We start from the raw sequence: 26,562 nt of genomic DNA, 5'->3' as shown, positions 1-26,562 counted from the left end.
CATACAGCAACATCCAGATCAGAAGAGGTCGAATGAACAAGCATCTCTGCCGTGCCATCACCCTCGCCTTCGTCTCCGGGGGAACTATCGTAGCCCAGTTCACCAACATCCTCATGCCGCAGCCCGAGCACCTCGCCGCAGGCACTGGCCAGCTCACGCTCTCGTCCTCCTTCTCGATAGGCACAACGAAGACGGCAGATCCCCGCCTCGATGCAGCCATCCGCGAGGCGATCCTCCAACTCCGACGCAAGACCGCTCTCGAGATCGTCCTCAAGACGAACAGCGCACCGACGCTCACGATCGCCGTCGATTCTCCGGGTCAGGTTATCCAGTCCGTAGACGAAAACGAGTCCTACTCGCTTACGAGCACTGCTACGCACATCGACCTCAAAGCTCCCACGGCCGTCGGAGCCATGCGCGGTCTGCAGACGCTTCTCCAGCTCGTTCAATCCTCAGGCAGTGACTACGTCATTCCTGCCGTGACCATTCAGGACTCACCGCGCTTTCCCTGGCGCGGTCTCATGATCGACTGCGGTCGTCACTTCGAGCCGATTCCTGTACTCAAGCGCAACATCGATGCCATGGCTGCGGTCAAGCTCAACGTCTTCCACTGGCACCTCACCGAAGATCAGGGCTTCCGCATCGAGAGCAAGGTCTTCCCGAAGCTCACGGCTCTCGGCTCCGATGGTCTCTTCTACACCCAGGCGGAGGCTCGCGACCTCGTCGCCTATGCTCGCGCTCGTGGCATTCGCGTCGTCCCTGAGTTCGAGATGCCTGGCCACTCGACTGCCTGGCTCGTCGCCTATCCGGAGCTTTCCAGTGCTCGTGCTCCATCGGGTATTCGCCGCGAGTTCGGCGTCTCCGACTTCGCGCTCGACCCGACCCGCGAGGAGACCTACACGTTCATCGACCGCTTCCTCACCGAGATGGTCACGCTCTTTCCCGATCCGTATCTGCACATCGGTGGCGACGAGACTGTCTCACCTGAGTGGAAGTCCGATCCGCGCATCCTTGCCTTCATGCAGGCTCACCAACTCAAGGATCCCGACGCGCTTCAGGCCTACTTCAACCAGCGCGTCCTGAAGATCCTCACGCGCCTGCATCGTCACATGATCGGCTGGGACGAGATCCTCAATCCCGCACTGCCGAAGGACATCATCATCCAGTCGTGGCGCGGTCAGGCGTCGCTCGACAAGGGGGCGCAGCAGGGTTATCAGGGGCTGCTTTCGGCTGGCTATTATCTCGATGGCATGCAGCCAGCAGGGAAGCATTACCTCGTCGATCCTTCGCCTTCAGCCGCTGCGCTCACTCCTGATCAGCGGAAGCTCATCCTCGGCGGTGAGGTTGCGATGTGGGCTGAGCAGGTCAACGAGCAGACGATCGACTCTCGCGTCTGGCCGCGCACTGCGGCGATTGCAGAGCGTTTCTGGTCGCCCGAAACTGTGACCGACGTTGACGATATGTATCGTCGGCTCGACAAGGTCTCCGTCGAGCTTGAGGCTAATGGTCTCAATCACCTCAACCATGAAGGCGCAAGTCTGCGAGAGCTTGCAGGGACCGAGAACATTGACGCGCTGCAAACCTTTGCCTCGGTGATCGAACCGGTCAGCTTTGGTGAGCGCTATCAGCAGCAGAAGACCTCGCAGCTTACGGTTCTCGACCGGTTTGTGGATGCAGTTCGTCCGGATCCGCCTTCGAAGCATGCCGTTGATCTGTTGATGCGGGGATTTCTGGCAAAGCCATCTGATGCTGCGGATCGACAGGCGCTGGCAACAATCTTCCAGAGCATGATCGACTGCACTCCTGAAGTCCGGCGACAGATGGCTATTTCGCCTCGTCTTGCCGATGCTCAGACTCGAGCGCAGCAGTTGCCGACTCTTGCTAAAGCAGGACTTCAGGCTTTGACCTTTATTGGTTCTAACCAAAAGGCTTCTGCGGGATGGAAGAGCAGTGCGCTTGCTGCGATCGCGGATGCGAAGAAGCCTTCGGCGATTGTGCGATTTACGTTCCTGGACTCTTTGACGGAGTTGGTCAACCGGGTTTCGGAATAGTTTTTGGGTTGCGTGGGGGTACCCCACCCCCCCCCGTACCTAAAGCACCAAAGTCTTCTAAACAGGGGTGTTAGGTCCGTACTTCCCGGTACAAGGTACCCTCCGCTTTTTGGGCCTGATACCGCGAACCCCGGTCGCGGAGGGTCGCATTTGTCAACTTTGTGAGCACGGAAATGTGGGGCTGTACGGTCCCACCCTTCCGCGATAGGGCTACGGAAGGATGGGGCACCCGGTCGGTTGTGGCTGCTCGCTAGGAGGGTTCCGGGCCAGTTCGATGATGTGCGAACTGGACGAAACGGACCTAGTGGCTGAATCCGTGTTGCGAAGAATAGCTTGGGGCACTGCTGAAGCCGTGCCCTTAACGAGACAGGATCTCAGCGCATAACGAGGCGGGACTTCATACCTCTTAACGACACGAGATCTCGCCAGAGGTTTTCTAGGCCAGCTCCAAGGCGATTTCTTTTGTTTCCGGGTTCAGGGTGATGATCTTGAAGCTTCGGATCTGTCCGGCTTTGACGGCTTCTGATTTCGGGGCGCTTGAGGTCGACGCACCCTTCCACTTGGCGTTCAGCAAGGAGGTAAGCGACGAAAGATCGAGCGCACCACCTGAGGTCGCCTCGGCTGCGGGAGCCGCTTCCACGATGCGGCACGACGCGAAGACGCCCTCACCAAGCTCCACACGCCCGCGCTCGCCGTTCACTTCAACGATGCGTCCGGTCACCAAGTCGCCGACCTGATGCTCGGCCAGAAATTCATCCAGTCCGGTTGGCACCATCTGCTTAATGCTTAGCTTGAGCTGCCGTTTTTCCTTGTCGAACTCCAGCACCTTCGCCTTGACGATCTCGCCCGTGCGCAGCACGTCCTGCGGATGGTTCAGTCGCTTCTCCGCCGTAATCTCGCTGATGTGGACCATGCCCTCGACGCCCTCGGCCACCTGCACGAACGCGCCGAATTTCGTAAAGCTGACCACCGGACCCTCGACCACCGAGCCAACGCCGTACTTCTCCGCACCCTCGACCCATGGGTCGCCTAGCGTCTGCTTCAGGCCAAGCGACATCCGCCGCTCCGGCACACTGATCCCGAGGATGACCACCTCGACCGACTCGCCGACCTTCACCATGTCGTCGGCCTTGCGAACCTTCTTCGCCCACGACATCTCGGAGAGGTGAATCATCCCCTCGATGCCCGGCTCAAGCTCCACAAACGCGCCGAAATCCGCCGTTCGCGTGACGACGCCGCGCACCCGCTCGCCCTGCGTGTACTTTTCCGCGACTGCGTCCCACGGATGAGGCAGAAGCTGCTTCATCGACAGCGAAATCCGCTTGCTCGCCGGATCGATCTTGAGCACCTTGACCGCGACTTCCTGCCCGACTGTCAGCACATCCTCGGGCTTTTCCACGCGAGCCCAGGAGATTTCGCCGATATGAAGTAGACCGTCGACGCCGCCGAGATCGACAAACGCGCCATAGCTCGCCAGGCTGCGGATCGTTCCCGAGACCGTCTCGCCTTCCTTCACTTCGCCGAAGCGCTGCTCTTTGGTCGACCGCTCGTCCTCTTCAACGACTGAGCGCCGGTCGACGACGACATCCTCGTCCTCAACGTCGAGCTTGGTGATGCGGCAGCGAATCTCCTGCCCGACCAGTTTCTCCATCTCCGCGGCCTCGCGAACACCGCTGCGCGACGCAGGCATGAACGCCCGCACGCCAACGTCGACCGAGAAGCCACCCTTGACCATCGCCGTGACGGTGCCGGAGACGACGGCCTTTGCGGCGAACGCCTCTTCGAGCGACTCCCAATCCTTGGGCTGCTCGACCTTCAGCTTGGTCAGTTCGTAGTAGCCCTCTTCGTTCCGGCCTTTGACCGAGACGAGCAGGGAGTCGCCCGGCTTGATTGGCTCTTTTTCGCTGGCGAACGCGCCAAGCGGCAGAACGCCCTCAGTCTTGTAGCCGATGTCGACAAAGACGGAATCTGCCGTCACGGACACGACCGTTCCCTTGAGCTGCTTGCTGCCCTCGCCGGTCCGGTGCGAGTGGTCGCGCTCATACTGCGACAGCAACTCGCCGAAGCTCTGGTCCTGTTCCGTTTCGTCTACTTCCGCGCCCGTGCCTGTTTCCAAAGGAGTTTCGTTTGCCATGAAGATGCAGCCTCACCGTGAGTCGAATCCGGTTAGCATATCACCGCAGCCGTGGCCCCAAGTTGTGTTACTTAGACTGCACAGATCCGGTATGCCTCGCGCAGCGAGGTCATAGGGTCGCCGGTCGGCAGGAATTCGTGCGCGACAAAGCCCGTATACCCGGTTGCCTGGATGCCTCGCATCACGCCTGCCCAGTTCACCTCCTGCGTGTCGTTGAGCTCGTGCCGGCCCGGGACGCCGCCCGTATGGAAGTGGCCCATCCACTTCGCATTCTTCTGGATGGTCGCGATCAGGTCGCCTTCCATAATCTGCATGTGGTAGATGTCATTCAGCAGCTTGATCTTTGGCGAATCAACCTGTTCGCACACCTTGACGCCCCACGCCACGTGATCGGCCATATAGTCAGGATGGTTGACCTTGCTGTTCAGCAACTCCAGGACCAGCGTCACGCCATGGTCTTCCATAATGGACTTGACCCGGTTGAGCCCGATCACCGTATTCCGCGCACCCTCTTCATCGGACATTCCCTTTCGCTGTCCGGAGAAGGTGATGACGTTGGGCGTGCCAGTCTTCGCAGCCAGAGGAACAAACTTCCTCAGGCCGGCCTCGATCTCGGCGTGGTTTTCCAGCCGGTTCAGGCCCTTGTTGATCGTCCCGGCGCTTGCGTAGCCCATACTGCTGATGAGTCCGTACCTTGCTGGAACTTCAAACTCCTCCGGCTGTAGCAGGTCGATGGCAACCAGCCCGATCTCGGCTGAGTTCTTGCACAGTTCGTCGAGCGACATCTTCTGATAGCACCACCGCGACACGGACTGCCGAATCTTTGAGGTAGAGACGGGAGCAGCGGCAGGAAGTGCTGGCTTCTGCTGCTCACCCTGTGCCACGACGGAGGCAGCCGCACCTGCGAGCGCACCTCCAACAAACCTACGACGGTCGATCAAAGCCATTCTTCAACTCCTCCGAGATACACCTGTAGTCCGCGAGAGAAGACTACTCCGTCACGTCGAGATTCGGTACCGCCGCATCGCTCTTTGTTCCTGAAAGCCTTGCGGCCTCTGCAAACTCCTGCGCGGCTTCATCCTTCTTGCCAGCTTTGCGGTACATGCGCCCGAGAAAGAAGTGAAGCGCCTCAACCTTCGGAGCCAACGCGATTGCCGCCTTCAGCTCACCTACAGCTTCGTCATACTTCCCCAGTTGCTCATAGGCGAGCCCAAGCTCCTGGTGCGCCAGTGGATTGTGCGAGCCTCCACCAGCCGCAATCAAGAGGACGGGCAGCGCTTCAGCGAGCTTTCCTTGCTGCCGCAGGAGGATGCCTTCGTCAAGATACGGCTGCAGGTCCTTGACCGGCGCAGTCTCCTGCCACGCGATCGCGGCCTTATATGCTGCAAGCGCCAACTCCGGTTTCTGTTGCGCCTCGTAGACGAGCCCGAGGTTGTACTCCGCCCGCAGATGATGCGGATCAAGCCGCAAGCACGTCGTGAAGGAGTGCTCGGCATCGGCCCAGTGATTCAGGTTGTACTGCGTCCGGCCCAGCAGGTACCAAGTGATGGGCCGTTCGGGGGAGCGCTTCGCCGCCACCACCAGCCACTTCTCCGCATCCGCGTAGTCCTTCAGCAGAATATAGTCGGAGGCCACACCGATCAGCTCTTCCGCAGCGGGGTCGCGAAACTTCGCTCCCTGTGTATATTCCGCGAGCGATTCTGTAGGCTGCGCCTCGTGCAGCAGGGCGAAGCCGAGCATGAAGTGAGCGTCGGGGGAGTCGGGAGCCGTTAGCAGGATCGTCCGCAGTGCGCGGTCTGCTCCGGCGTAGTCTGCCGCGCCGAGCATCCGCCGCGCCTCAGCCAACGGTGCCGAAACATCGACTACGGGAGCGGTAACCTTCGCAGGAGCCGGTGTCTCGACCGGAGTTTGCTGGCCCAGCAAGCCGCGCCCGACACAAAGGAGGGCTAACAGGCAGCCGAGCGGCAGAGCTCTCTGTCTCTGCAATACGTTGATTCCTGGAAGCGAAGTGACCATTACAAGATGCCAGTGTACTGCATCGTGGTCGCCTGTTGAACGTCACGACAAAGGAGGTCCAAGCGAGCAACTCCCTTGTTTCTAAGGGCGTAGAATCCATGCATGGAATGGCTGGACCGTATCGTTCACAGCTTCATCATGACCTTCGGCATCACGCAGCCCAGCCCCGAAAAGAAGCGCCTCGCCAACCTGTTCATTGGCGCTCTACTTATCGCGGTCGTCCTGGGGTTTCTCGGCGCAGTGGTCTTCGGCGTTCGGCATCTAGCCCGGTAAGATAGCGAGGTTAAAAAACGCTTACTTGGCTGGCTGACATTTCTTCATGATGGCATTGTGCATACGATCCCGGAGCTCAGGGGAGAACTCGTACACTTCACTGTCTTTATAGAAGGCGATTGTTTGCTTCGTCGTATCCAGCACCACCTCGCAGTGGTGGCATTCGGCGATGTGCGTCTTCACTTCCACCATCAGTGCGGCGTCGATCTGCCCGTCGAAATAATCCGTCAGCTTAGAGAGAAAATCGGTGCACGTCATGGATCACGCTTCCTTCTTCTGACGGAAGTATCGGCTCAATCGTTCGCGGAGTTGAAGTCGTGCCCGCAAGAGTCTCGATTTGACAGCCGGAACGCTCAGCCCGAGCGCCTCGGCGGTCTCTTCCGTAGATAAGTTTTCGATGTCACGGAGAGTGAAAACGGTTCGGAATCCTGGAGGAAGTCCCTGAATAGTTTTCTTCAGGATGTCCGCCAGCTCCGCCTGCCCGTACTGCTGCTCCGGATTCGGCCGCCATTCCGAGAAGTCGCGCGGGATCGACCCCTCTTCCGTCTGCACGTCCTCATCCATCGAAACTGTTCGGCTCGTCTTCCGCTTGCGTAGCCGCATCAGGCTCTCGTTCACCGCAATGCGCACCAGCCAGGTCGAAAACTTCGAGTTCCCCTGGAACTGGTTCAGCTTCTCGTAAGCCTTCAGAAAGGCGTCCTGCGTAATGTCTTCAGCGTCTTCCCGATTCTGCGTAATATGCTGTGCGACGCGGAAGATCTGGCGGTCATACTGCCGCACCAGCTGCTCGAACGCAGCCGTATCTCCCTCTTTCGCGCGAGCAACCAGCGCTACATCGGGGTGAATCTCTTCCGTAACTGGAGCTTGAATAGCAGGCATAGAGGTCAAAACAGCGCTTGCACAGACCTGAACACAAACACCTTACAGGGGAGCCTGCGTTGCAAACACTGCATGCTCAGTGTAACGCCTATGACCTCACAGGCAAAGAGGGCCGGCGTCCACATTCCTCTCGCGACCCCCGACAAAGGTGTACCTGCCAAGGTTCCCGAAGGTCAGCATGCATCCAATCAGTCAGGAATGCAGCTTACAGTCGTACTGTGGGTGGAATCAGGAGCTGGACATACAGTGCGCATCTTGAACAACGTAACAACAACGGTTCTGCTGGGACTGGCCACGTTTTTTGTAGCCTCCGGCGCACCGCTGCACGCAGCCCCGGCCCAATCAGCCACAAAAAAGCATGCCTCAACGGCAAAGAAGACCACTACCAAGCCCACGGCAAAGACCGCGCATAAGGCCACCGCATCGACTCGCGGAAGCAAGAAAGTCGCTGGCAAGGGTGTCAAGCCCGTACCCGGCCGCCACGCCTCAAGGGTAGCCTTACCGCCCCCAACGGCCCAGAGCCGCAAGCTCACCAGCGCCTTCATCGCTTCCACGCAGCTTCGCCCCATGGCTCAGCAGCTTGCCTCGACACGCTCTGCCGCAGCGTACGAGGGCGTCCTCAGCTACGGACGCTCGCATCCGGGCGACGGAGCCGCGACCGCCTACCTCGCGCTGGGCCACGCGTACATGCTCGACCATCGCTACGCCGATGCCGTCAACGCCTATCGCCAGGCCAATACCGCCGGCAACGCGCTCGACGACTACGCCGACTATCTCGGCGCGCAGGCTGCTCTACAGGCCTCCCACGGAGCCGACGCCTACGCACTTCTGGACCACTTCGCCGACCGCCATCCGGACAGCATCTTCGTCGCCAACGCACCCGTCCTGCTCGCCAACGCCTACATCCAGCAGGGAAATCCGCAGGGCGCGCTTACCGTCCTCCAGCCGCTCGCCAGCTCCCCGCAGGCGGCACACGGCGACTTTCGTTACACCCTTGGCCGCGCCTACCAGCTCTCCGGCGACACCGGCCACGCTGCGACAATCTATCGCAGCATCTACCTGACGCTGCCCCTCAGCTATGAGGCTGGCCAGTCGAAGACGCAGCTCCAGGCGATGGGCGTCCAGCTTACGGCTGCCGAACGCAAGTCCCACGCCGACCAACTCTTCGATGCAAAGCACTACGCCGAGGCCTCCGACGACTACCACTCCATCGGCAAGAATGACCCCAGCCTCAGCACTGCCGACCGCAACGGACTCGAGATTTACGTCGCCGTCTGTGATCTCAAGCTAAAGCATCTCAATCGCCGCGAGGTCGAAGCTCTTCCTGAGACCAGCGACGACAGCGCCGCCCTGAAGTTCTACCTCTTCTCCGAACTCGACCGGAACGAGGGGAACCTCAGCGGTCACGATGCCCTCATCGCCCAGATGGTCCAGCGCTATCCACAGAGCCGCTGGCTCGAAGAGGCTCTCTATTCCGGCGGTAACATGTACCTCCTCAAGCACGACGCTGCCAACGCTATCAACGATTACTCGCAGCTTGTTCACCTTTTTCCGAACAGCACCTATGCCCCGTCAGCCCACTGGCGAGCCGCATGGATGAGCTACCGACTGCGTAAGTATGCCGACGCAGCCCGCCTGATGGATGAGCAGATCCAGGCCTTCAAAGGCGGCACTGAGATCCCCAGCGCCCTCTACTGGCGCGGGCGCATCCTGGAGGATGAGGAGCACAACTTCGGACAGGCTGTTAACTACTACAAGGCTGTTTCGGATGCCTACCCGAACTTTTACTACGCTATCCTCGCTCGGCAGCGCCTCGCCGTTCTTAGCTCGCAGACTCCCGCCGAGCCCGCCGTCTTCCTCGCCAGCGTCAAGCCGCCCGAGATACCCGACCTTACCGGCGACCTTCCCGAAAACGACGTACACCTCATCCGCGCCCGGCTCCTCGCTAACGCCGCGTTGAATGAGTACATCGGGCCTGAGATCCTCGCCAGCCCAACATCCAGCCAGTGGGGAGCCCTTGCCCAGGCCGAGATCTACGCCTCCTTCGGCGAGTACACCCGCTCGCTGCAATCCATGAAGCACAGCGGCCTCTCCTTCTTTGGCCTGCCCTTCGATGAGGTCCCCGTCATCTACTGGCGGCTCCTCTTCCCGCAGCCCTACTGGTCCGACCTCGTCGCCAACTCGGAGAAGAACGGCCTCGACCCCTATCTCGTCGCCTCGCTTATCCGGCAGGAGTCCGAGTTCAACGCAGGCGTCGTGAGCCATGCCAACGCTTACGGTCTCATGCAGCTTCTACCCTCTGTCGGTAAGGCCATGGCCAAGAAGCAGGGGATGAAGAACTTCAACCAGAACCAGCTTCTCAACCCGGTCACGAACCTCCAACTAGGCACGATGAACCTGAAGCTCGTCCTCGACCGCTTCGGCGGCCAGAAGGAGTACGCCCTCGCCGCCTACAACGCCGGCGATACGCCCATCCGCGCGTGGCTGGCCACCGGCGACTACAAAGACATTCCCGAGTTCGTGGAGTCCATCCCCTACACAGAGACCCGCGAGTACGTCCAGGCCATCCTGCGCAACCGCGAGATGTACCGGCAACTCTACCCCTCAAAATAGAAGCCCTGGTGTCCCATCTCCCGACCTTGGGAGTTTGGGAATGTAAAAAGGTCCGGCGCATTCCCTCACGAACCATCCAAGATTCCGATATTCACAAATCGAGACAATCCACAGCCACAATCTGCGATATGCTCTGCACCATAACCTGTGCATCGCGTGCGACCCGGGAGAGCGCCACCATCACCCACCAAACACAAGAACAAGAGTCCAACCGTGAGACGAAACCGAACGTAAGGGGACAGGCATGGTAGCGGAGCTGGAGTTTCTGGAAGAGTGGATCCCGGAGCAGATGGAGCCGGGCACGATGTTTCTGCTGGAGAACCCGGGCGACATGGGTGAAGCAAAAAATCCTTACTGGGCCGTCCTGGCCTGCCCAGGCTGCGGCTGCCTCGGGCTCATCACCAAACAACAATACACTGGCCTCGAAGCTATGATCTGCGGCTCCGACACCTGCTCCGCCGAATACTTCCTTGGCAAAGAAAGCATTCGCTACCGCAAGCCGCACTAGCCCTGAATGGGCCATCGAACTCCGGGTGCCCACCCTTCCGCGGTCGTTTCGCGGAAGGGTGGGATCGTACAACGACGCAGGTTCACCATGGCGATTTCACCTTCTGAAATCGTCTCTCCATGCACCGGAAATAGCTCTTCTCCTCCTGGTTCTGAGCACGATTTCTCTACTATCTGTCGATATTGCCTCAGCCAAGGGCGTCGAAAGAGCTAAGTAGCTCAAAGTGAACGGGTTACGCTCAGCATCTTGTATCGTTTTTCACTGTTCATGCCGCAATGCGACAACCGGGTCCATCCGCGAAGCTCGCAAAGCTGGAATGAGACCAGAGACGATTCCCACCACCGCAAGGATTCCGAAGGACACCACCATGACCGATAGCGAGGGGTGCAGGATGATGTCGCCCTCGTGGTTGGCCGTCTTGTAGATGTCTGAGTAGAGCGGCATCGGCGGGATCACCCAGGCCACCGCGACGGCGACGATCATCCCGGCAAGTCCGGCCAGAAACGTCAGCGTCAGGCTCTCCAGCAGAAACTGGGTCAGGATGTCCTTTCGGTGCGCACCCAGCGCCTTCAGCAGGCCAATCTCCCGTGTCCGCTCCGTTACCGAGACGAGCATGATGTTCATCACGCCCACGCCGCCAACGCCCAGCGTCATGGCCCCGATGATCCCCAGCAGCACCTCGAGCGCGGTCGAGAACTGCATCATCTCCTTCGAATCTTCGATCGTGTCCCACGCGCTCACGGCCTTCTCGTCCTTGGGATCGAAGTGGTGGCGATCGGCCAGTACCGCCCGGACTGCCTCGATCGCCTTCAGGTGCATCTCCGGTGACGAAGGCTGGAAGACGATCATGTTCGGGTCGCGCTGGTTCGCCAGGTCACGCATCATGTCGAAGGGGATGAAGGCGTTCTCGTTGTCCGGTCCGTTGTTCGAGGAGTCCTGAATCTTCGTTTGCAGCACGCCGATCACGAGGAAGCTGTGCCCATCGATCTGCACCGTCTCACCCACTGGCGGGAAGCCGTTGAAGAGCTTCTGCGCGGCATGCGGTCCAAAGATTACGACGGCGCGATGTTCTGAAAAGTCAGCCGGCTCGAAGTAGCGCCCCTGGGCGATGTTTAGACGGCGCATTCCGCCATAGCCGAAGTCGATGGCCTTGCTCTGGATGTTGACGACCTTCGGCCCATATTTGAAGCTGAAGCCGTCATCCGTCTCCGCGCTCACGGCCTTGAGAAATGGCACTGCATCGCGCACCGCCTCGACATCGCCGTCGAGGAATTTGACGCGCTTACCGGCCCGTTCGCCACCGGCCTGCATGCTCGTCTGGCCACCCCACAGCATGATGACGTTGTTGCCGATCCCGAGAAAGCCATTGAGGATACCAGCGCCGAGGCTCTGCCCGTAGCTCAGCAGCAGCACCACCGTCACCAGTCCCCAGACAATGCCGAGCATGGTCAAACCTGAGCGCGTTCTGTTGCGGAGCAGCGAGTCGATACTCTGCCGAATGATTTCGAGGAAGTTCATCGCTACTCCGTCCGCAGACATTCCATGGGGCTGAGCTTCGCAGCGCGCAGTGCGGGATAAGTTCCGGCAAGCAGCGTGATCAGCGTCAAGGTTGAGAGAGAGGCGATGATGGCGACCGGCGAGATCACCGGATGCGGTACGAAGTCAGGCAGCGTTATAAAGCGCATCGCGATACAGACGCTGACGCCAAGCAGCAGTCCGGCAACGCCACTGACCAGCGTAATGATCGCCGACTCGACAAGGAACTGCCGCTTGATGTCGCCGGACCGCGCACCAAGCGCCTTGCGGACGCCGATCTCGCGCGTCCGCTCTGTAACGGCGACGAGCATGATGTTCATCACGCCGATGCCGCCCAGAGCCAGCGTCAGCACGGCCACTGCGCCGAAGAAGAGCGTCATGACACCGAAGATGCGCTCGGTAAACTTCGAGCCGTCGAGTGTGTCCCAGATCCAGAGAGCTTCTTTGTCGTCGGGATCGTAGTGATGCCGCTCGGCGAGAATGTGCTGCACTTGCAGCACCGCTAGCTCGTGTTGCTCGGGCGAGACCGGCTCGATGACGATGTCATTCAACGTGCCTCGGAGTACACCCGGCACCCCATCCGGATGCTTCTCGTCCGGCGGCGCGTCGGCGGCGGCAGGGAAGTCCCGCGCCATCGAAGAGTAGGGCACGAAGAGCTGCGTGTTATCCGGTCCACTGCCGTAGCTGCCGTTCTGTTTCTTCTTTTCGAGCACGCCGATGACCGTATAACGATAGCCCGCGACCATAAGCGGCTCGCCGATCACCTTCTGGCCAGGGAAGAGCTGTCGATTTGAGTCCGCCCCAAGCACGATGACGCGCGCACCGGTTGCCTCGTCCTCTGTATTCATCATGCGTCCCTGGTCCGCAGTAAGCGACCGAAACTTCTGATACTGCGGCCAGACCCCGCGGACGGCGCGGTTCGAGGCGTTCCACTGGCTTACCTCGGCGACGGTGCGGATCAGCTCCGGGCTGACGGTCTTGATGAGCGTGGCCTGGTCCCGGATGGCGACCGCATCATCAATCGTCATGCGGATCTTGCGGCCTGCGGCATAGCCTCCGGCCTGCGCGCCAGTCTGGCCGCCGAAGATGATCGCGATGTCCGTGCCGATTGTCTTCAGGTGCTCCTTCTGATCGACACTGAAGCCGATCCCGAGTCCTACCAGCAGGATCACGGAGGTGATGCCCCAGACGATGCCAAACATCGTCAGAAAGCTGCGAAGCTTCGTCTGCCAAAGGGCCGATAACGTCTGCATGAGGAGTTCGCGTAGAGGCATAAGGTGTTGTGGGGGATCGGTACGCTGATCCTGATACCTCTACGTATGTCGTGTGCGCTTGGTTCCCGACCCTGACATTCGCTCCGAAACATGCACTAAGATAGGAAAGCGCCCGAGTGGTGAAATCGGCAGACACAGCGGACTTAAAATCGTATGAGTCAATATCTAAATTGCATATAAATACAAGATAAATAAAGACTTATAGCAATGATGTAGTTCCATAGCGACAGGCACAACCCTTACACATTTTTTGTGATATTCAAGATGTGTGCGGAGGTTATCGCTCATGTCCGAACGGTTCACGATCCTCGGTGGCAAGGTCCACATCTACAGGCGTCCCAATAGCTCAAGCTGGCAGTGCGCGAGCTTTCTGGCTGGGAAGAATCGACGCACAACCACCAAAGAAGACAGCCTCTCGAAGGCAAAGGAAGTCGCAGAAGATTGGTATTTGCAACTGCGCGGCAAGCTCCGCGACGGCGAGCTGAAAAGCGGAAAACTATTCCGCGAAGCCGCGAAGTTGTACCTGCGCGAATTCGACATCATGACGCAGGGACAGCGGAGCGCGACCTATGCGCGCGGACAGCACGCACGGACAAACGGACACTTGGTTCCATTCTTCGGCAGCATGGTTCTTCCAGAGATTACCGCTGGCAAGATCAATGAATACCGCATCCATCGCCTCGAAGAGTGTAAGGTGCAGCGTGGCAAGCCGCCCGCGCATAACACCATGCACCAGGAGATCGTGACGTTGCGCCAGATTTTCAAGACGGCTCTGCGCCACGGCTGGATTGATCATCTGCCGGATTTGTCGGCACCCTATCGCGCTTCGGCCAAAATTTCTCATCGAGCGTGGTTCTCGCCGGAAGAGTACAAGCAGCTTTATGAAGCGACGCGAAAACGCGCGCATGATCCCAAGCAGCCCCGTTTTCGTTGGGAAGCGGAGCAACTTCACGACTATGTTCTGTTCTCCGCCAATACTGGCCTCCGTCCCGACGAGGCAATGCGTCTTGAGTTTCGCGATGTCACGGTGGTCGAAGACGAGGGCAGCGGCCAAACCATCCTAGAGATCGAAGTACGTGGAAAGCGAGGCGTTGGCTATTGCAAGAGCACGGCGGGTGCCGTGCATCCGTTCGAGCGGTTGAAGACCCGGACACGACCCAATGGGGGACCGGGGAGGTCAGGTAGTCGTACTGCATCCATAGCCAAGGGCGAGTGGCACGAGCCCGGCCCTACCGATCTTCTGTTTCCGAAATGGCCACGCGATTTATTTAATGCGATTCTTGATGAAGAAAAGCTTCGCACCGATCGCGACGGTAGGCCGCGAACGGCCTATAGTCTGCGCCACACGTACATTTGCCTGCGCCTCCTCGAAGGCGCCGACATCTATCAAATCGCCAAGAACTGTCGGACAAGCGTGGAGATGATTGAGAAATACTACGCAGCCCATCTAAAGACACGACTCGATGCTTCCGCTATCAACATCATGAGGCCGCGTCCAAAGAACAAGGCGACTTCGAAGAAAGGCCCTGGCCGTGTGAAAGCCGTTCGCTTGGCTGAAGAAGCGTAGACCGTCATTGCTTGCTTTATGATGGGTTGTGGCCAATTGCCCGCGGGCGTGGTGAAATCGGCAGACACAGCGGACTTAAGGAATTGAGTGCCCGCCAGGGAAACCGGCGGAGTAGAACTGCTCAAAGTCGGGGAAACCTTAACTGGCAATCCCGAGCCAAGCCCGGATATTTTCGGGAAGGTGTAGAGACTAGATGGGCAGCACCTAAACCTCTCGCGAGGAATGGTGAAGGGATAGTCCAGACCACGAACTCGCATAGCGGGGCGGCGAAAGCCGAAGTGGTATGAAAATCCGCAGACCCTAACAGGTCGTGGGGGTTCAAGTCCCCCCGCCCGCACCACACCCTCTTCCTACGTGGGCCAGGATGGAACCATCCTGGCATGTTTTGGGGCCGGAACCGGCCCGCTTCGGCCCGGCACCGGGCCAGGAACCGTAGGTCGCTTGCATACGAACGTTCCGCTTATGTGAAGTCATCAATGACGGATTGCGGCTGCGACTTCCCAGTCTATTCAGCTCTCATGCGTCGCGCTTCGGCGAGATCGACTCGGAACTGGTAGCCGTGCTTTTGCAAGAGCCCGAGGAGTTGAGCGCCATCCAAGAGTGTGATCGGTTCATTGTTCGCAAAGCTATATGCATCGGCTCCGTAGGTGCTGGTTGTGACGAGAATCCCACGGGACGCACCCTCCTTGCGGACGACAGCGCAAAGGTCGCGTACTGCGCTCACATCCACCGTGTTGGTATAGCGCTTTGCTTGGATGATGTACTTGCCGCCGTGGATTGGGTCAGGATTGAAGACAATAGCATCGACTCCTCGGTCTCTACTCGTTTGGGTAATCTTCACTTCAGTCCCTCGCCCGGAAAATTCCTTCTCGAATAACTCGCGAATCAGGTGTTCGAAGTCTTGCCAGTCCATTGCAGCAAGGTTGGTGTTGGTTCCGAGGGAATCCAACACGTCTCTGGCGTCCACAAAGCGAGAATCCGTCCGTTTCATATTGAGGGCAGGTTCGACGGGAATAATCTCGATCAACTTTCCTGCTGATTTGCCCTTCAGCGCCTGAAAGGCTGCCAGAGGGTCAATTCTGTTGAGGTTCAGGGAAGCGATCTGCTCGCGCTCGACAAGGAGAGCTGCCGTGTATGCTCTCGTGTCGAGGCCGGTATGTGGATGGTGGAAACTGACCCAACCATTCAAAGCCAAGAGCTGAACGACGCTGCTTTCGGCATTCCGGAATATCTCCAAGGCTGCTCTGAGCATGATGGCTGGATGAAACTGTGGGATGAATTCACCACGTTCCTTCTGATTTAGTGGCTTTGCAACAAGGCCACTCCTCTGTTCGACGAATTTGATTGGTGGTCTATGAACTATATTCGGCAGCTCTATTTCGACGATGAGAATGTGCTGCTCTTCGTCATAATCGACTTGCCAGACGTGCGGCATTGATACCGGCCATTCGATCGAACCAAGGATGTAACCTAGTCGCTGTAATACTTGCTGCTTCTGCCCTGCACGAAAACCGTCGAGTATCTCGCGCAGGCGGGTGTTCTCTGCGCTGCACTCAAGCTTGTAGGCCCGCGCCGCGTCCTGGAACCTTGCCAGCTCTTCGTTCTCGGAAGCGGTACATGAATCACGATATTGTTTCCACTGTTGTCGTTCGCTCTCGTTCCACACGGCCACAGAGTTGGCAAGCTCTTGGTATTTAGAGAGCAACAGTCGGCGCTTCTCGTTGTATTGCTCCACCTCTCTGCGCTCGTTGCCAAAAAAGCGATCCAAATCCGTCTCACGGATATTTGGCGAGCTTGGCTCAAAGACAGCGGAATCCATCGATATTTCAGGAAGAGCGAACGCTTCAGGCTCGGCACGTTGAGAGGATGAGGGAGGCTGCGACGGATACAAACAGTTGCGTTCCAACATCCTACTTTCTTTCTCGTGCCACGGCTCAGTATTCGGGCGCAGGATCGCGTGAAGCTCCCCAACGTTCATCTCGGTCGATTGCGGATTCTGCTTTGGTGCAGCAAAAGCTTTAAACGTCACCTTTTGCCACGTTGGACGATGCGCCACCCATTTCGAGTCGCTTCGTCGGTCCGCGAACACGGCCTCGAGCTTGGCGATTGTCCGGGCAGTGCGTTCCAACTCTGCGGGGATGTTTATCCGAACGAAGGCTTGAAGACGTGCTTTCTTCTTCTGGAAGCGGGCCGCTCGTGCTCTAGCGAGAGATCCGGCGATCCCTTTGTGAGCAGCCCGAGTTGTGTCCAATGCGGCCTTTACGACCGCGTAGATGATCCATCCCGCGACGCCAAGCACAACTAGTATTAGGGCCAGTTCCTCGGGCATGACGTGATCTTACCTTTCAAACTACCAGGCGAGGGCCGGCTGTCGAAATCGGTGCGCCACCCGAGGAGCGCACCGGAGGTAGTGCAGGAGTATCGGGGCCTGTATCAGGCCGCAAAAAGTTGCCGGAAACAGGAAGGACACGCGCTCGCGCTGCCGTCAAAGGAACGATTCGATTAATCGGCGAATGCTGCTGCGAGCGTTCCGAGAGTCTCTCCGGTACCAATGAGCCCAGCAGCCGCATCGGCGTTGGTAGCGTCTAGGAACCGTCCGTCGGATTTTAGACTGAGGCGCAGCACACGTCCGCATGCTGACCTGCCGAGCCAGTCAGATACCATTGAAAAGTGCCCGCTGAGGGCATTGGGAAATGGCTCGTCCTTGTCCGGAACGGACTCGTAGAACTTACTCCACCACCTTTGCGTTTCTCGCTCCAGCCTCAGCCTGAACTCTTGACCGGAGGCCGATTCATTCGGCTCCGGAATCAACAAAATGGACAACATTGTCTGCCTCACTGTTCTGCCGTCCCACCCCCGCGACTGGTTGCCCAGTTCGCTTGACAACGGTGGGACTGTCGAAATATTACTGCCGCATAGAAGTCAATGCAAGTCATTGATACAATGGAACTTCGGTGTCACGCGGGAAAAATAGAAGATTATGTGCTTAGCGTCGGCAGGAACTAGCGCGGGGGCTGCAAAAATTCTGCGGCGGGCTACTTATAGCCGCGGGCAAGCGGGTGAATGCCGACGGTTGGAATATGTGAGCGGGGGAAGCCGACAGGAAACGCAGTCAGAAGTTTGTTGCATTTTTCTGACATAGAGCTATACTGAAGCAGTCAGAAGTTTGTTGCATTTATCTGACATGAGGCCATCCATGTCTACTCCTGCATCCAGCATTCCAGCCGCCATCCGGGACCGCATCTCCGCCCCGGCGCAGCCGCGCGTCTGGACACCGGAGGACTTCGCAGACCTGGGACCGCGCACTGCGGTCGATCAGGCCCTCCACCGGCTTGTTGCTTCCGGCGACCTGCGGCGTATCGCTCGCGGCTTCTACGACACACCCCAGGACAACCGGCTTACCGGAAAGCTCACCTACCCCAACCCGCGCGATGTGATCGACGCGCTGGCCCGTAAGGGTAAGGTTCGAGTGGTGGTCGATGGCCTCACCGCCGCCAACGATCTTGGACTCACCGACGCCGTTCCGGCGCGTATCGGCGTGCTCACCGATGGCCGCTTGCGACCCATCACGCTCGGCAACCTGACTCTCGACTTTCAGGCCGCCGCGCCCAGCCGCCTCTACTGGGCGGGCCGTCCCGCCATGCGCTTTGTGCAGGCGCTTCATTGGCTGCGCGATATGCTTCCGTCCGACGACGGAAGCCTCCGCAAGCGCCTTGTCTCCATTCTGAGAGACCCCGATCATGGACGGGCCATTCAGGACGACTTGCGCAGCGGCCTGTCGGCACTCCCGGAGTGGATGCGGGTGATCGTGCGCGACCTGCTCCAGCAAGCGAACGCTGGAGCGTCGCCGCTGGCAGAGAAAGGGAAGCCCTCCAGACGCGCCCCGGCACCGGCCTCTATCATCAAAAAGGCGAGGGGTTCGAGCAGCCGATGACCGAGGGTTTTCAAACCGTACTGGCCGCGAGCGACGAGGAGCGCCGCGACCTCTTTGTTGGCGCTGCCGACCGCCTGCGCACCAATGAGCAGAACATCGAAAAAGACTTCTGGGTTTGTTGGACGCTCGATGCGCTCTTCAATGAATTGGAGGCCGGTGGGCCGCGCCTGCTCTTCAAAGGCGGAACCTCGCTCTCCAAAGGCTACGGCTTGATCGAACGGTTCTCCGAAGACATCGACATCACCGTCTTCCGGGAAGATATTGGACAGCCCGCAACTTTTGAGGAGTTGGAAGCTCTGAGCGGCAAGAAACGTAACGCCCGCTTGGAGGCCATCAAAGCCGCCTGCCAGGAGTACATTCAAGGGCCGATGCTGGAGCGGTTGAGCGTGCTGCTGCGGCAGACGCTCCAGACCGCAAATCTAAAGGCGGATCGGGCGCGCGTGGAAGCCGATCCAGACGACCCCGACGGCCAGAGCTTGCTTCTCTGGTATCCCAGCGCGACCGCTGAGGGCAATGCGTACATCCGTCGCGCCATCAAGATCGAATCGGGCGCAAAGTCCGCCCTTGACCCTCATGCTCCCGTCATCGTAAAGCCGTACATTGCATACGATCTTCCAAACCTGAACCTGGCGGTTGGAAACGTGACGACTGTTGACCCCGCCCGTACATTTTGGGACAAGGTTGTTATCCTGCATGGTTTGCGCCGCTGGTGGGACCATCGTGGCGAACTGAAGGGAGGCGGGCAGCGCGTCTCGCGCCACTACTACGATGTCTGCCGGCTCTTGGCTTCGGAGACAGGCCGAAACGCCACGGAAGCTAAAGAGATGGCCGAGGACTGCGTGCGACATGCGCGGATGTTCTTCAACCGGCCCGATTTTGACTTGGCCTCCGCCGTTCCCGGGAGCTTCGCGCTGACTCCACATGACGGGATGCTCGCCGATCTGCGGCGTGACTATGAAGCCATGTCTGGCATGGTCTTCGGTCCGATACCCGCCGTAGATGCGGTGGTTGCGGAGATCGCAGAGCTGGAACAGCGTCTTAATCGGCGACATTGAATTCTGGCAGGATGGCGAGGTTAAGAGATGCCTCTAAATCTTCTGTTCGGAGCCTCATGGTCAAGTTCCGCTCAAAATAATTCTGAATAGAGCACGCGAAAGCATAATGGTAGTTGGATTCCAAACGGGTGGAAATAACATGGTGGTGCATGACAGCCCCTTGGTGAGAATTGGCAGCTGTAGCTAAAAAGATATCTATGAGACATAAGACTATTGAAACCTGTTACGCCTGCGACCAACCCGCAACGACCAGAGAGCACGTTCCACCGTTTGCATTCTTCCCCGTGGGGTATCGAGAGAACCTTATCACTGTGCCCTCATGTACTCTCCACAATGAGGCTAACGCGATGGACGTGGAGTACACGCGCAATGTCGTTGGTACATGGTTCGGAGTGAATGAGATCGGTGAGCGGCATTTTTTTGACAAGGCTATGAGGTCTTTCGACCGTACCCCAGCTCTGCTGCATACGACTTTTTCGGACATTCGGCCCGTAGAAGTTCAAGGAATGGTGGTGGGTGCCTTTACGGCTGATGTCAAACGGATAAAAAGGGTGATGACCGCATGTCTGACCGCATTGCACTTCCGTGAGACAAACGAGAAGATTCCACATTGGGAAGTGGTGCTCCCCAATATGGGTTTCGGAAATGATACGACGCACGAGGAGGCTGGAGCTTGGCGCCAATTCTTATCGCTGTTCTCTCAGATGCCCTTTCAAGTTCGAGCGACCAGTTCTCCAGAGGTTTTCGAATATGCGGTAGCGGACATCGTTGGGGGCCGGGTGTATTCAATGAGGTTCTACAAGAGCTTTCTCGTCTTCGGTTTTAGAGGAGCCGAAGTCGATGGAGTGAGTTTTCAGTCCGAGTAACCCGAAGCAAGATCGACCTTTGATGTTCGAGGAATGTCTATGAATGTATTCAAAATGTTAAAGGTAAGACTTCTAAGGCGTCAGGCAGAGCAAGGTGATGTTGAGGCCATGACATGTCTGGGTGTCGAATACTTGGACCAGAAAAACTATGAGGAGGCAATACGATGGTGGCGCAAGGCGGCTGAACAAAACTTTCCGGGTGCGCAGGTGATGCTCGGAGCGGCATTCGATTACGGCAACGGCGTGAAGCAAGATAAAGGTGAGGCGGTTCGCTGGTATCGCATGGCGGCCGACCAAGGAGATATCACTGCGCAAAGCGCTCTTGGGTCAAACTATCTTCTCGGGGAAGGCGTAGCCAAAGACATTTCCGAGGGTATCCGTTGGCATCAAAAAGCCGCTGAACAGGGTGATCGATCTGCACAAATGCTTCTCGGGGGCCTGTATGCTAACAGCGATTTCGTCCCTAACGACAAAGTTGAGGCGGTTCGCTGGTATTCCTCAGCATTTAAGGCATCCTCACTCACACGATCGTTAGCAAAAGAAAATGCCGTGGAACTAAAGTGGTTTCTGTGGGCTGCCGAAGAGGGCGACGGAGATGTTCTATTGAATGTCGGGAACATTTACAGCAGTAGCGGAGGCGGTGTGCCTCAAAATGATGCGGAAGCCTTGCGCTGGTATCGTATGGCGGCTGACAAAGGGAACGAAGAGGCCCTTTGCCTAATCGGACATATGTATGAGAACGGTAAAGGCGTGCCGCAGGACTATGCAGAAGCGATGCGATGGTATCGAACGGCGGCAGAAAAGGGAAATGCTGGCGCTATGTTCAATATCGGAATGATGTACAACCGCAGCGAGGGCGTTCCGATAGATCCACACGAACTCTATTTTTGGTTCTATCTTTGCTCGACGTATCCGCTGCCACAATCTCAAGCGAGCCACGTCACTAAATCACTTGAAGTCCTGACCACTAAGATTGCCGCTGGATCAATAGTAGAGATCCGAGCGCGTGCTAAGCAGTGGATAGAAACTCATCCCAAAATCCATTTCCGCAATGATTGAATAGGGCGATCGTGATGTTCAAGCATTGTTAGAGCTATGTGCCTAAATTGATGGCGGCTTCAACCTCTGCGACATGCACTTCACTTCGCTTGACAAGATACTCATCTTTCTCTGCCTCAAATAACTCTGTCAGAGTCTTCCTATATTCATGCTGACTCTTCTCATATGATTTAACTCCTAGGATTGCGCTGAGCAGCACTTGAGCGTATGAATCGAAATTCCCTGAAGCTCGAAGATCAAAATAAATATCGAATACCATGCCCGCCAGGGAGCGCTTTGTTCGATGCCCGATATGTTTAGATTGCAAGACATAGTACAGGCATCTCGTCATCGCTATAATGCTGCTCTTCGGAATATTGCTATTCTCATCGTAGGATACAGACGTGGATTTTAACTTCACGTTCGCCTGATCAGACGGGATATGCTCTACCGCCAAGATCCAGTCACGCATACTGGAGAAGGCACGATAGAGGATGTACCCATACCTCGTAGGAAACTCGTACTCTGGCTCTACCAGAGGATCAGTGAGCCTGTAATTGCGCACAATGCGTTCAATGACTAACGGCATATAGTACAGCCACATGTGCCATTCCATTTTCTGAAAGAGCGCTTCCTTGACCATTATGTCGAAGAACTGCACGCCCACGAACAACGGCGAATGCCACGATTCAACATCTTCAAAGTCTCTATCAACTGTTCTGTTGTAGGCGTCGCCCAGCGGATGCCTCGTCAAATCATCCAAATACGAAAGCATAGAATCACCAACGGGCTTGTAAATGTTAAGCTTCTTGGCGATGCTGACATCCTTTAGAAAAAAGTAGAGAAATCGGTTTGATTCAGGCAACTGGTAACGCTCATGCCACGTATTTTGATTGTTCTGAATCTCCCTATAAAACACGCTATGGTGATCGCGTAATAATTCTTTTACGAACAAATCGACGAACTCAGCTCGTTCAAATGATTGAGTAGAAAGCTCGATAATCTCCAATCCAAGGTATGGCCTTGTTTGCGCTAGTGCTGTTAGGAATTTGGGAGCAAGAAAGACTCCACGGATGAGTTCTCTCGAAGAGTCTTGGGACGTGTCATCCACGGGCAGAAGCCTCAGAACGCGCCATGCTGTGTGCGATATGCTCGAACGAATACGTCGGTAATACCTTCGGCCTGTGGAGTTGTTTGCCTGCGTTAAGGGAGGCGCACCTTTGGCTTTCGCCAGCTCGTCAATTAAGAATGCAGTTGACCTGATACTGCTAATAGGGCTCAATCTCTCGCGTAGTCGTGGTAGGAAGTAATCGGAACTATATATTCTGAATAGGCTTTTTAGGTGCGTGTGGAGTAGGGCAAATAGTTCGCCATAGTTCCCATTCCAGTAAAGCTCTTCAATCAATTCGCGGAACGTTGACATCTTGCTCCTCGTCAACTTAGCGAAACGTAGGCGAATCCAGAGAGTCGCAGCGACAACGAGAATGACCAAGTATGTCGCATTCTTTGGTGTGAGGCCTTGTGGCCAGCATTCCTTCGGGGGCAGCCAAGAGAGATGTCGTTGTAAGAACTCGTAAAATTCGAGACTGAGCACCGCGAAGATTCCAAAAAATACTACGGAACGATCGAATGTTCGGATACGGACCCTGATATCCAATTGCCGCTCACGAGGCGTAATCGCAAGGACGGCGGCGAGTAGCGTCAATACCGTAATGAGTAGGTCCATTTGCTGAGATTATATTCGCCCTTCATCTGAAACGAGGCCGCTTGTTTCAGACGTGAAAAGGTGCAACGATCCCCCAAGTTGCCAATCCAGAATAGCGACTCCGTGCAGGCGGGAGGAAGAATCCTCCCTGTCTCCGGCCAGCTCCGCCGTCCTCCGCCACCCACCTCTGCGGGCCTGTGTCCTGCCCGCAACGCCGGCCCTAACAATTCCTGCGCTCCGCGCCCAGCAGGGTAGACAAGCCTGCTAAGGGGAGGTATCCCCTCGCGCCCGCAAGCCACTCCCCAATCTTCCGCGCTTCGCTTGTGCAGACCTCCGCTGCGCTCCGCCCTTTCCACTTCCGCTGCGCTTCCGTTGCAAGGGTGGGGAGACCCCTCGGCTTGCAGTTGCTACCCCCCACCTTCGCCAGGAGGCGTTCGGCATGTACATGCCGCGTTTCAACGCGGAAATGCAAAGGCCAACGCCAAGGAGGAAGCACCCATGAACACCCAAGCCACCACCGCCACCGTCACCCCGTTTACCCAGAACCTCAAACAGCAGCAGCAAAAGCAGCAGACCGCGAAAGACGTAATCGCGGCCAACGTCCAAGCCCTCATCGAGCAGTTGGAGCAGGGACACAGCGAAGGACTCACCGCCTACCTCTTGGCGATGGGGAAATTTCACAACTACAGCTTTGGAAACATCATGGAGATTGCGCGGCAGAAGCCGGACGCAACCCGCGTTGCCGGAATGTATGCGTGGAACCAGCTTGGCCGCCGGGTCAAGAAGGGCGAGAAGGGCATCCGCATTCTCGCGCCCATGATTGGGATTCGCCGGAAGAAGGATTCGGAAGCCGAGAAGGATATCCGCACCCAGAACCAACCCGTTCTCGTGGGGTTCCGTTCGGCCTACGTCTTCGATGTCAGCCAGACCGATGGTGCAGAGCTTCCCGAACTTTCCGAGCGCGTGAAGGGCAATGTCGGAGAGTACCGCGAACGCCTGATTGATTTCGTCATTGCTCAGGGCATCGAGCTTGATTGGAAGGAGAGCATTTCCCCCGCGTTGGGTGTGAGCTACGGCGGGAAGATCGTTCTCTTTCCCGGTCAGGAAACCGCCGAGGAGTTTTCGACCCTCGTTCATGAACTCGCGCACGAGATGTTGCACAAGGCAGAACGCCGCACCGCAACCACTAAGACCGTTCGCGAGACGGAAGCCGAAGCAATCGCCTTTGTTGTCGGCAAGACCATCGGCCTCGACACCGGACGGGCATCCGCCGACTACATCCACCTGTACCACGGCAATGCCGCACTTCTGGCCGAGAGCTTGGAAGTGATTCAGAAGACCGCCGCCGTCATTCTTTCCGCACTGGAAACGCCAGCAGCGGAAGGCACCGCCGAAGCCGAAACAGAGCCCGAACTGGCGCAAGCCAGCTAAACGCCTTTCTTGATGGCGGGCGGCTTCGCGCCGTCCGCATAACGCCCCCGTACGCCCAAACACAGAAGGAGAGCACCATGAACACCCAGACCGCTACCGAGTACCGCAACCTTCCTCTTTCCGTCCTCACCGAATCGAAGACCAACCCCCGCCGCATCTTTGAAGATGATGCGTTGCGCGAACTGGCCGAGAGCATCCGCACCAGCGGAGTCGTGCAGCCCTTGCTTGTTCGTCCCATCACTGAGCAGGACTTCGAAATCGTTGTCGGAGCGAGGCGCTTTCGCGCTTCCAAGCTTGCCGAGAAGTTCGACGCACCATGCCGCATCGCCAACCTAACCGATGCGGAAGTTCTCGAAATCCAGCTTGTCGAGAACCTTCAACGCCGCAACGTTCACCCGTTAGAAGAGGCGCAGGGTTTCCGTGCGCTTCTGAATCTGGAGGAGCCGAAGTACAGCGTCGAGCAGATCGCAGCCCGGACGGGTAAATCTCCCGTCTACGTCGCCCAACGCCTCAAGCTGACTGACCTCTCCGCGCCCGTGGTTGAGGCGTTCTATGCCGAGGAGATCGGCGTCGGACACGCTCTGCTTCTGGCGAAGCTGCAGCCCGACCAGCAGGAGAAGGCATTGAACGAATGCTTCCGTGAGGAATGGGCGGGGACGGGCAAGAAGCCCAAGCGCATCCTGCTACCCGTTCGCCACTTGCAGCACTGGATTGAGCATCAACTCATGCTCATCTTGAAGCTCGCTCCATTCAGCCGGAAGGATGCCACCCTCATTCCCGCCGCTGGAAGCTGTCTCGATTGCCCCAAGCGGACAGGGCACAACAGGCTTTTGTTTGCCGACGTGCAGCAGGACGCTTGCACCGACCCGACCTGTTACGCTGCGAAGGTCGAGGCCCACGTTCAAGCCACACTCGCCAGCAAGCCAAAACTTGTTCAAATCAGCACGAGCTACGGCACGATGCCCGAGGGAGTCGTGGCCATCGCACGCAACAAGTACGTCGAGCTTCGAGCCGACAAGCCGAAGACACCGGAGATGGCAAAGTTGCCGGAGTTCAAAACGTGCTGCTTCATGAGCGAAGCCATCGTTACGGTTGGGATTGAGAAGGGCGAGGTTCGCAAAGTCTGCGTCAATCCCGAATGCCCCATCCACCATCCCAAGAAGCAGCCGAACAAAGCCAGCGTCAACGCGAAAGCGGAGCAGGAGAAAGAACGCCGCGAGGAGGTGTTAGCCAATGCAACGGGGTTGCGCGTCCTCAGTTCCATCGTCGCCGCCGTCCCGGTTCGTCTGATGAAGCGCGACTTGCTTTTCATCATTGAGACCCTGTTGCCTCTCTTGGACGAGCGCAGATTGCAGACCCTCTCCCGGAGCCGGGGTATCAGGCCGCAGGACGGAGACGCCATCGGAAAACTGATGGTCGCATTCGCCCGGAAAGCCGACGAGTCCGCACTCGGACGCTTGATTATCGAGGGAATCATTTTGCTCTCGTCAAGAAACCAGCCCGATGCCGGAAAGGTCTTGAGGAATGCCGCACTGGCATACAAGGTGGACACCGACGCCATCGCCCTCAAGGTGAAGCAGGAGTTCGCCGCAAAGGGCAAGGCAAAGAAGGCAGTCAAGCCGTCGGCTGCGAAACCACAAGCCAAGAAAGCAGCCTAGCGTCATCTCCCAGCGGGGCGGCGA

General features: G+C 57.7%; 20 protein-coding genes. 11 read left to right on the top strand and 9 right to left on the bottom strand.

Features of this window, described 5'->3' with window-relative positions:
• The first annotated feature begins 32 nt into the window (after positions 1–32).
• A complete protein-coding gene (locus tag OHL20_RS22035; RefSeq protein WP_263385456.1) occupies positions 33–2,051 on the top strand; it encodes a beta-N-acetylhexosaminidase in 2,019 nt (672 codons plus the stop codon).
• Positions 2,052–2,487: 436 nt separating this feature from the next.
• On the opposite strand, the gene OHL20_RS22030 is transcribed toward OHL20_RS22035, so the two are convergent.
• The 3 genes from OHL20_RS22030 to OHL20_RS22020 all read right to left on the bottom strand — a co-directional run bounded on the left by OHL20_RS22030 (position 2,488) and on the right by OHL20_RS22020 (position 6,171).
• Positions 2,488–4,185: a 30S ribosomal protein S1 gene (locus OHL20_RS22030; RefSeq protein WP_263385455.1), complete on the bottom strand. Its 1,698-nt coding sequence runs from the start codon at positions 4,183–4,185 to the stop codon at positions 2,488–2,490.
• 71 nt (positions 4,186–4,256) lie between these two features.
• On the bottom strand, positions 4,257–5,132 hold the full coding sequence (locus OHL20_RS22025; protein ID WP_263385454.1) for a hydroxypyruvate isomerase family protein: 876 nt from the start codon (positions 5,130–5,132) through the stop codon (positions 4,257–4,259).
• Between the two features lie 43 nt (positions 5,133–5,175).
• On the bottom strand, positions 5,176–6,171 hold the full coding sequence (locus tag OHL20_RS22020) for a tetratricopeptide repeat protein (RefSeq protein WP_263385453.1): 996 nt from the start codon (positions 6,169–6,171) through the stop codon (positions 5,176–5,178).
• 132 nt (positions 6,172–6,303) lie between these two features.
• Between OHL20_RS22020 and OHL20_RS22015 the strand changes: the two genes are divergently transcribed.
• A complete protein-coding gene (locus OHL20_RS22015; RefSeq protein ID WP_263385452.1) occupies positions 6,304–6,474 on the top strand; it encodes a hypothetical protein in 171 nt (56 codons plus the stop codon).
• A gap of 21 nt (positions 6,475–6,495) precedes the next feature.
• On the opposite strand, the gene OHL20_RS22010 is transcribed toward OHL20_RS22015, so the two are convergent.
• A complete protein-coding gene (locus OHL20_RS22010) occupies positions 6,496–6,732 on the bottom strand; it encodes an anti-sigma factor family protein (RefSeq protein ID WP_263385451.1) in 237 nt (78 codons plus the stop codon).
• A gap of 3 nt (positions 6,733–6,735) precedes the next feature.
• Entirely contained in the window at positions 6,736–7,353 is a 618-nt protein-coding gene (locus tag OHL20_RS22005) for a sigma-70 family RNA polymerase sigma factor (protein WP_263385450.1), read from the bottom strand.
• Positions 7,354–7,443: 90 nt separating this feature from the next.
• On the opposite strand from OHL20_RS22005, the gene OHL20_RS22000 reads away from it, so the two are divergent.
• Both OHL20_RS22000 and OHL20_RS21995 read left to right on the top strand, forming a co-directional pair.
• Entirely contained in the window at positions 7,444–9,966 is a 2,523-nt protein-coding gene (locus OHL20_RS22000; protein ID WP_263385449.1) for a transglycosylase SLT domain-containing protein, read from the top strand.
• A gap of 244 nt (positions 9,967–10,210) precedes the next feature.
• Positions 10,211–10,474 carry a hypothetical protein gene (locus tag OHL20_RS21995; protein ID WP_263385448.1) on the top strand — a complete coding sequence of 88 codons (264 nt, stop codon included), beginning with the start codon at positions 10,211–10,213 and terminating at the stop codon, positions 10,472–10,474.
• A gap of 258 nt (positions 10,475–10,732) precedes the next feature.
• Here OHL20_RS21995 and OHL20_RS21990 read toward each other — a convergent pair whose 3' ends face one another.
• Together OHL20_RS21990 and OHL20_RS21985 are read right to left on the bottom strand one after the other, a co-directional pair.
• Complete coding sequence (locus OHL20_RS21990; protein WP_263385447.1) at positions 10,733–11,992, bottom strand: ABC transporter permease; 1,260 nt, start codon at positions 11,990–11,992, stop codon at positions 10,733–10,735.
• Positions 11,993–11,994: 2 nt separating this feature from the next.
• Complete coding sequence (locus OHL20_RS21985) at positions 11,995–13,263, bottom strand: ABC transporter permease (protein ID WP_263385446.1); 1,269 nt, start codon at positions 13,261–13,263, stop codon at positions 11,995–11,997.
• A 307-nt stretch (positions 13,264–13,570) separates the two neighbouring features.
• On the opposite strand from OHL20_RS21985, the gene OHL20_RS21980 reads away from it, so the two are divergent.
• Positions 13,571–14,851, top strand: coding sequence for a site-specific integrase (locus OHL20_RS21980; protein ID WP_263385445.1), 1,281 nt, complete (start codon positions 13,571–13,573; stop codon positions 14,849–14,851).
• Positions 14,852–15,356: 505 nt separating this feature from the next.
• Here the strand turns inward: OHL20_RS21980 and OHL20_RS21975 are convergent.
• Positions 15,357–17,180: a restriction endonuclease gene (locus OHL20_RS21975; protein WP_263385444.1), complete on the bottom strand. Its 1,824-nt coding sequence runs from the start codon at positions 17,178–17,180 to the stop codon at positions 15,357–15,359.
• 867 nt (positions 17,181–18,047) lie between these two features.
• On the opposite strand from OHL20_RS21975, the gene OHL20_RS21970 reads away from it, so the two are divergent.
• From OHL20_RS21970 to OHL20_RS21955, 4 genes are all read left to right on the top strand, one after another.
• Positions 18,048–18,785: a type IV toxin-antitoxin system AbiEi family antitoxin domain-containing protein gene (locus OHL20_RS21970; protein ID WP_263385443.1), complete on the top strand. Its 738-nt coding sequence runs from the start codon at positions 18,048–18,050 to the stop codon at positions 18,783–18,785.
• On the top strand, positions 18,782–19,840 hold the full coding sequence (locus tag OHL20_RS21965) for a nucleotidyl transferase AbiEii/AbiGii toxin family protein (protein ID WP_263385442.1): 1,059 nt from the start codon (positions 18,782–18,784) through the stop codon (positions 19,838–19,840). Before OHL20_RS21970 ends, OHL20_RS21965 begins: the two co-directional genes overlap by 4 nt.
• A gap of 347 nt (positions 19,841–20,187) precedes the next feature.
• Positions 20,188–20,706, top strand: coding sequence for a hypothetical protein (locus OHL20_RS21960; RefSeq protein WP_263385441.1), 519 nt, complete (start codon positions 20,188–20,190; stop codon positions 20,704–20,706).
• 39 nt (positions 20,707–20,745) lie between these two features.
• A complete protein-coding gene (locus tag OHL20_RS21955; RefSeq protein ID WP_263385440.1) occupies positions 20,746–21,765 on the top strand; it encodes a tetratricopeptide repeat protein in 1,020 nt (339 codons plus the stop codon).
• Positions 21,766–21,799: 34 nt separating this feature from the next.
• On the opposite strand, the gene OHL20_RS21950 is transcribed toward OHL20_RS21955, so the two are convergent.
• Entirely contained in the window at positions 21,800–23,167 is a 1,368-nt protein-coding gene (locus tag OHL20_RS21950) for a hypothetical protein (protein ID WP_263385439.1), read from the bottom strand.
• Positions 23,168–23,947: 780 nt separating this feature from the next.
• Here OHL20_RS21950 and OHL20_RS21945 point away from each other — a divergent pair.
• Complete coding sequence (locus OHL20_RS21945; RefSeq protein ID WP_263385438.1) at positions 23,948–24,880, top strand: ArdC-like ssDNA-binding domain-containing protein; 933 nt, start codon at positions 23,948–23,950, stop codon at positions 24,878–24,880.
• 77 nt (positions 24,881–24,957) lie between these two features.
• Entirely contained in the window at positions 24,958–26,538 is a 1,581-nt protein-coding gene (locus tag OHL20_RS21940; protein ID WP_263385437.1) for a ParB/RepB/Spo0J family partition protein, read from the top strand.
• The last annotated feature ends 24 nt before the right edge of the window (positions 26,539–26,562 follow it).

Origin of the sequence: Granulicella arctica (assembly GCF_025685605.1) — a bacterium.
Classification (GTDB): domain Bacteria; phylum Acidobacteriota; class Terriglobia; order Terriglobales; family Acidobacteriaceae; genus Edaphobacter; species Edaphobacter arcticus.
Note: the sequence above shows the minus strand (reverse complement) of the source record. Positions and strands in the feature narration are given on the sequence as shown.

Coding starts and splice junctions, on each gene's coding strand:
- OHL20_RS22010 (WP_263385451.1), bottom strand. CDS start 6,732: ATGACGTGCACCGATTTTCTCTCTAAGCTGACGGATTATTTCGACGGG.
- OHL20_RS21990 (WP_263385447.1), bottom strand. CDS start 11,992: ATGAACTTCCTCGAAATCATTCGGCAGAGTATCGACTCGCTGCTCCGC.
- OHL20_RS21970 (WP_263385443.1), top strand. CDS start 18,048: ATGTCTACTCCTGCATCCAGCATTCCAGCCGCCATCCGGGACCGCATC.
- OHL20_RS22025 (WP_263385454.1), bottom strand. CDS start 5,132: ATGGCTTTGATCGACCGTCGTAGGTTTGTTGGAGGTGCGCTCGCAGGT.
- OHL20_RS21975 (WP_263385444.1), bottom strand. CDS start 17,180: ATGCCCGAGGAACTGGCCCTAATACTAGTTGTGCTTGGCGTCGCGGGA.
- OHL20_RS22035 (WP_263385456.1), top strand. CDS start 33: ATGAACAAGCATCTCTGCCGTGCCATCACCCTCGCCTTCGTCTCCGGG.
- OHL20_RS22015 (WP_263385452.1), top strand. CDS start 6,304: ATGGAATGGCTGGACCGTATCGTTCACAGCTTCATCATGACCTTCGGC.
- OHL20_RS21965 (WP_263385442.1), top strand. CDS start 18,782: ATGACCGAGGGTTTTCAAACCGTACTGGCCGCGAGCGACGAGGAGCGC.
- OHL20_RS22005 (WP_263385450.1), bottom strand. CDS start 7,353: ATGCCTGCTATTCAAGCTCCAGTTACGGAAGAGATTCACCCCGATGTA.
- OHL20_RS21940 (WP_263385437.1), top strand. CDS start 24,958: ATGAACACCCAGACCGCTACCGAGTACCGCAACCTTCCTCTTTCCGTC.
- OHL20_RS21950 (WP_263385439.1), bottom strand. CDS start 23,167: ATGTCAACGTTCCGCGAATTGATTGAAGAGCTTTACTGGAATGGGAAC.
- OHL20_RS21980 (WP_263385445.1), top strand. CDS start 13,571: ATGTCCGAACGGTTCACGATCCTCGGTGGCAAGGTCCACATCTACAGG.
- OHL20_RS21960 (WP_263385441.1), top strand. CDS start 20,188: ATGGACGTGGAGTACACGCGCAATGTCGTTGGTACATGGTTCGGAGTG.
- OHL20_RS21955 (WP_263385440.1), top strand. CDS start 20,746: ATGAATGTATTCAAAATGTTAAAGGTAAGACTTCTAAGGCGTCAGGCA.
- OHL20_RS21985 (WP_263385446.1), bottom strand. CDS start 13,263: ATGCAGACGTTATCGGCCCTTTGGCAGACGAAGCTTCGCAGCTTTCTG.
- OHL20_RS21995 (WP_263385448.1), top strand. CDS start 10,211: ATGGTAGCGGAGCTGGAGTTTCTGGAAGAGTGGATCCCGGAGCAGATG.
- OHL20_RS21945 (WP_263385438.1), top strand. CDS start 23,948: ATGAACACCCAAGCCACCACCGCCACCGTCACCCCGTTTACCCAGAAC.
- OHL20_RS22000 (WP_263385449.1), top strand. CDS start 7,444: ATGACCTCACAGGCAAAGAGGGCCGGCGTCCACATTCCTCTCGCGACC.
- OHL20_RS22030 (WP_263385455.1), bottom strand. CDS start 4,185: ATGGCAAACGAAACTCCTTTGGAAACAGGCACGGGCGCGGAAGTAGAC.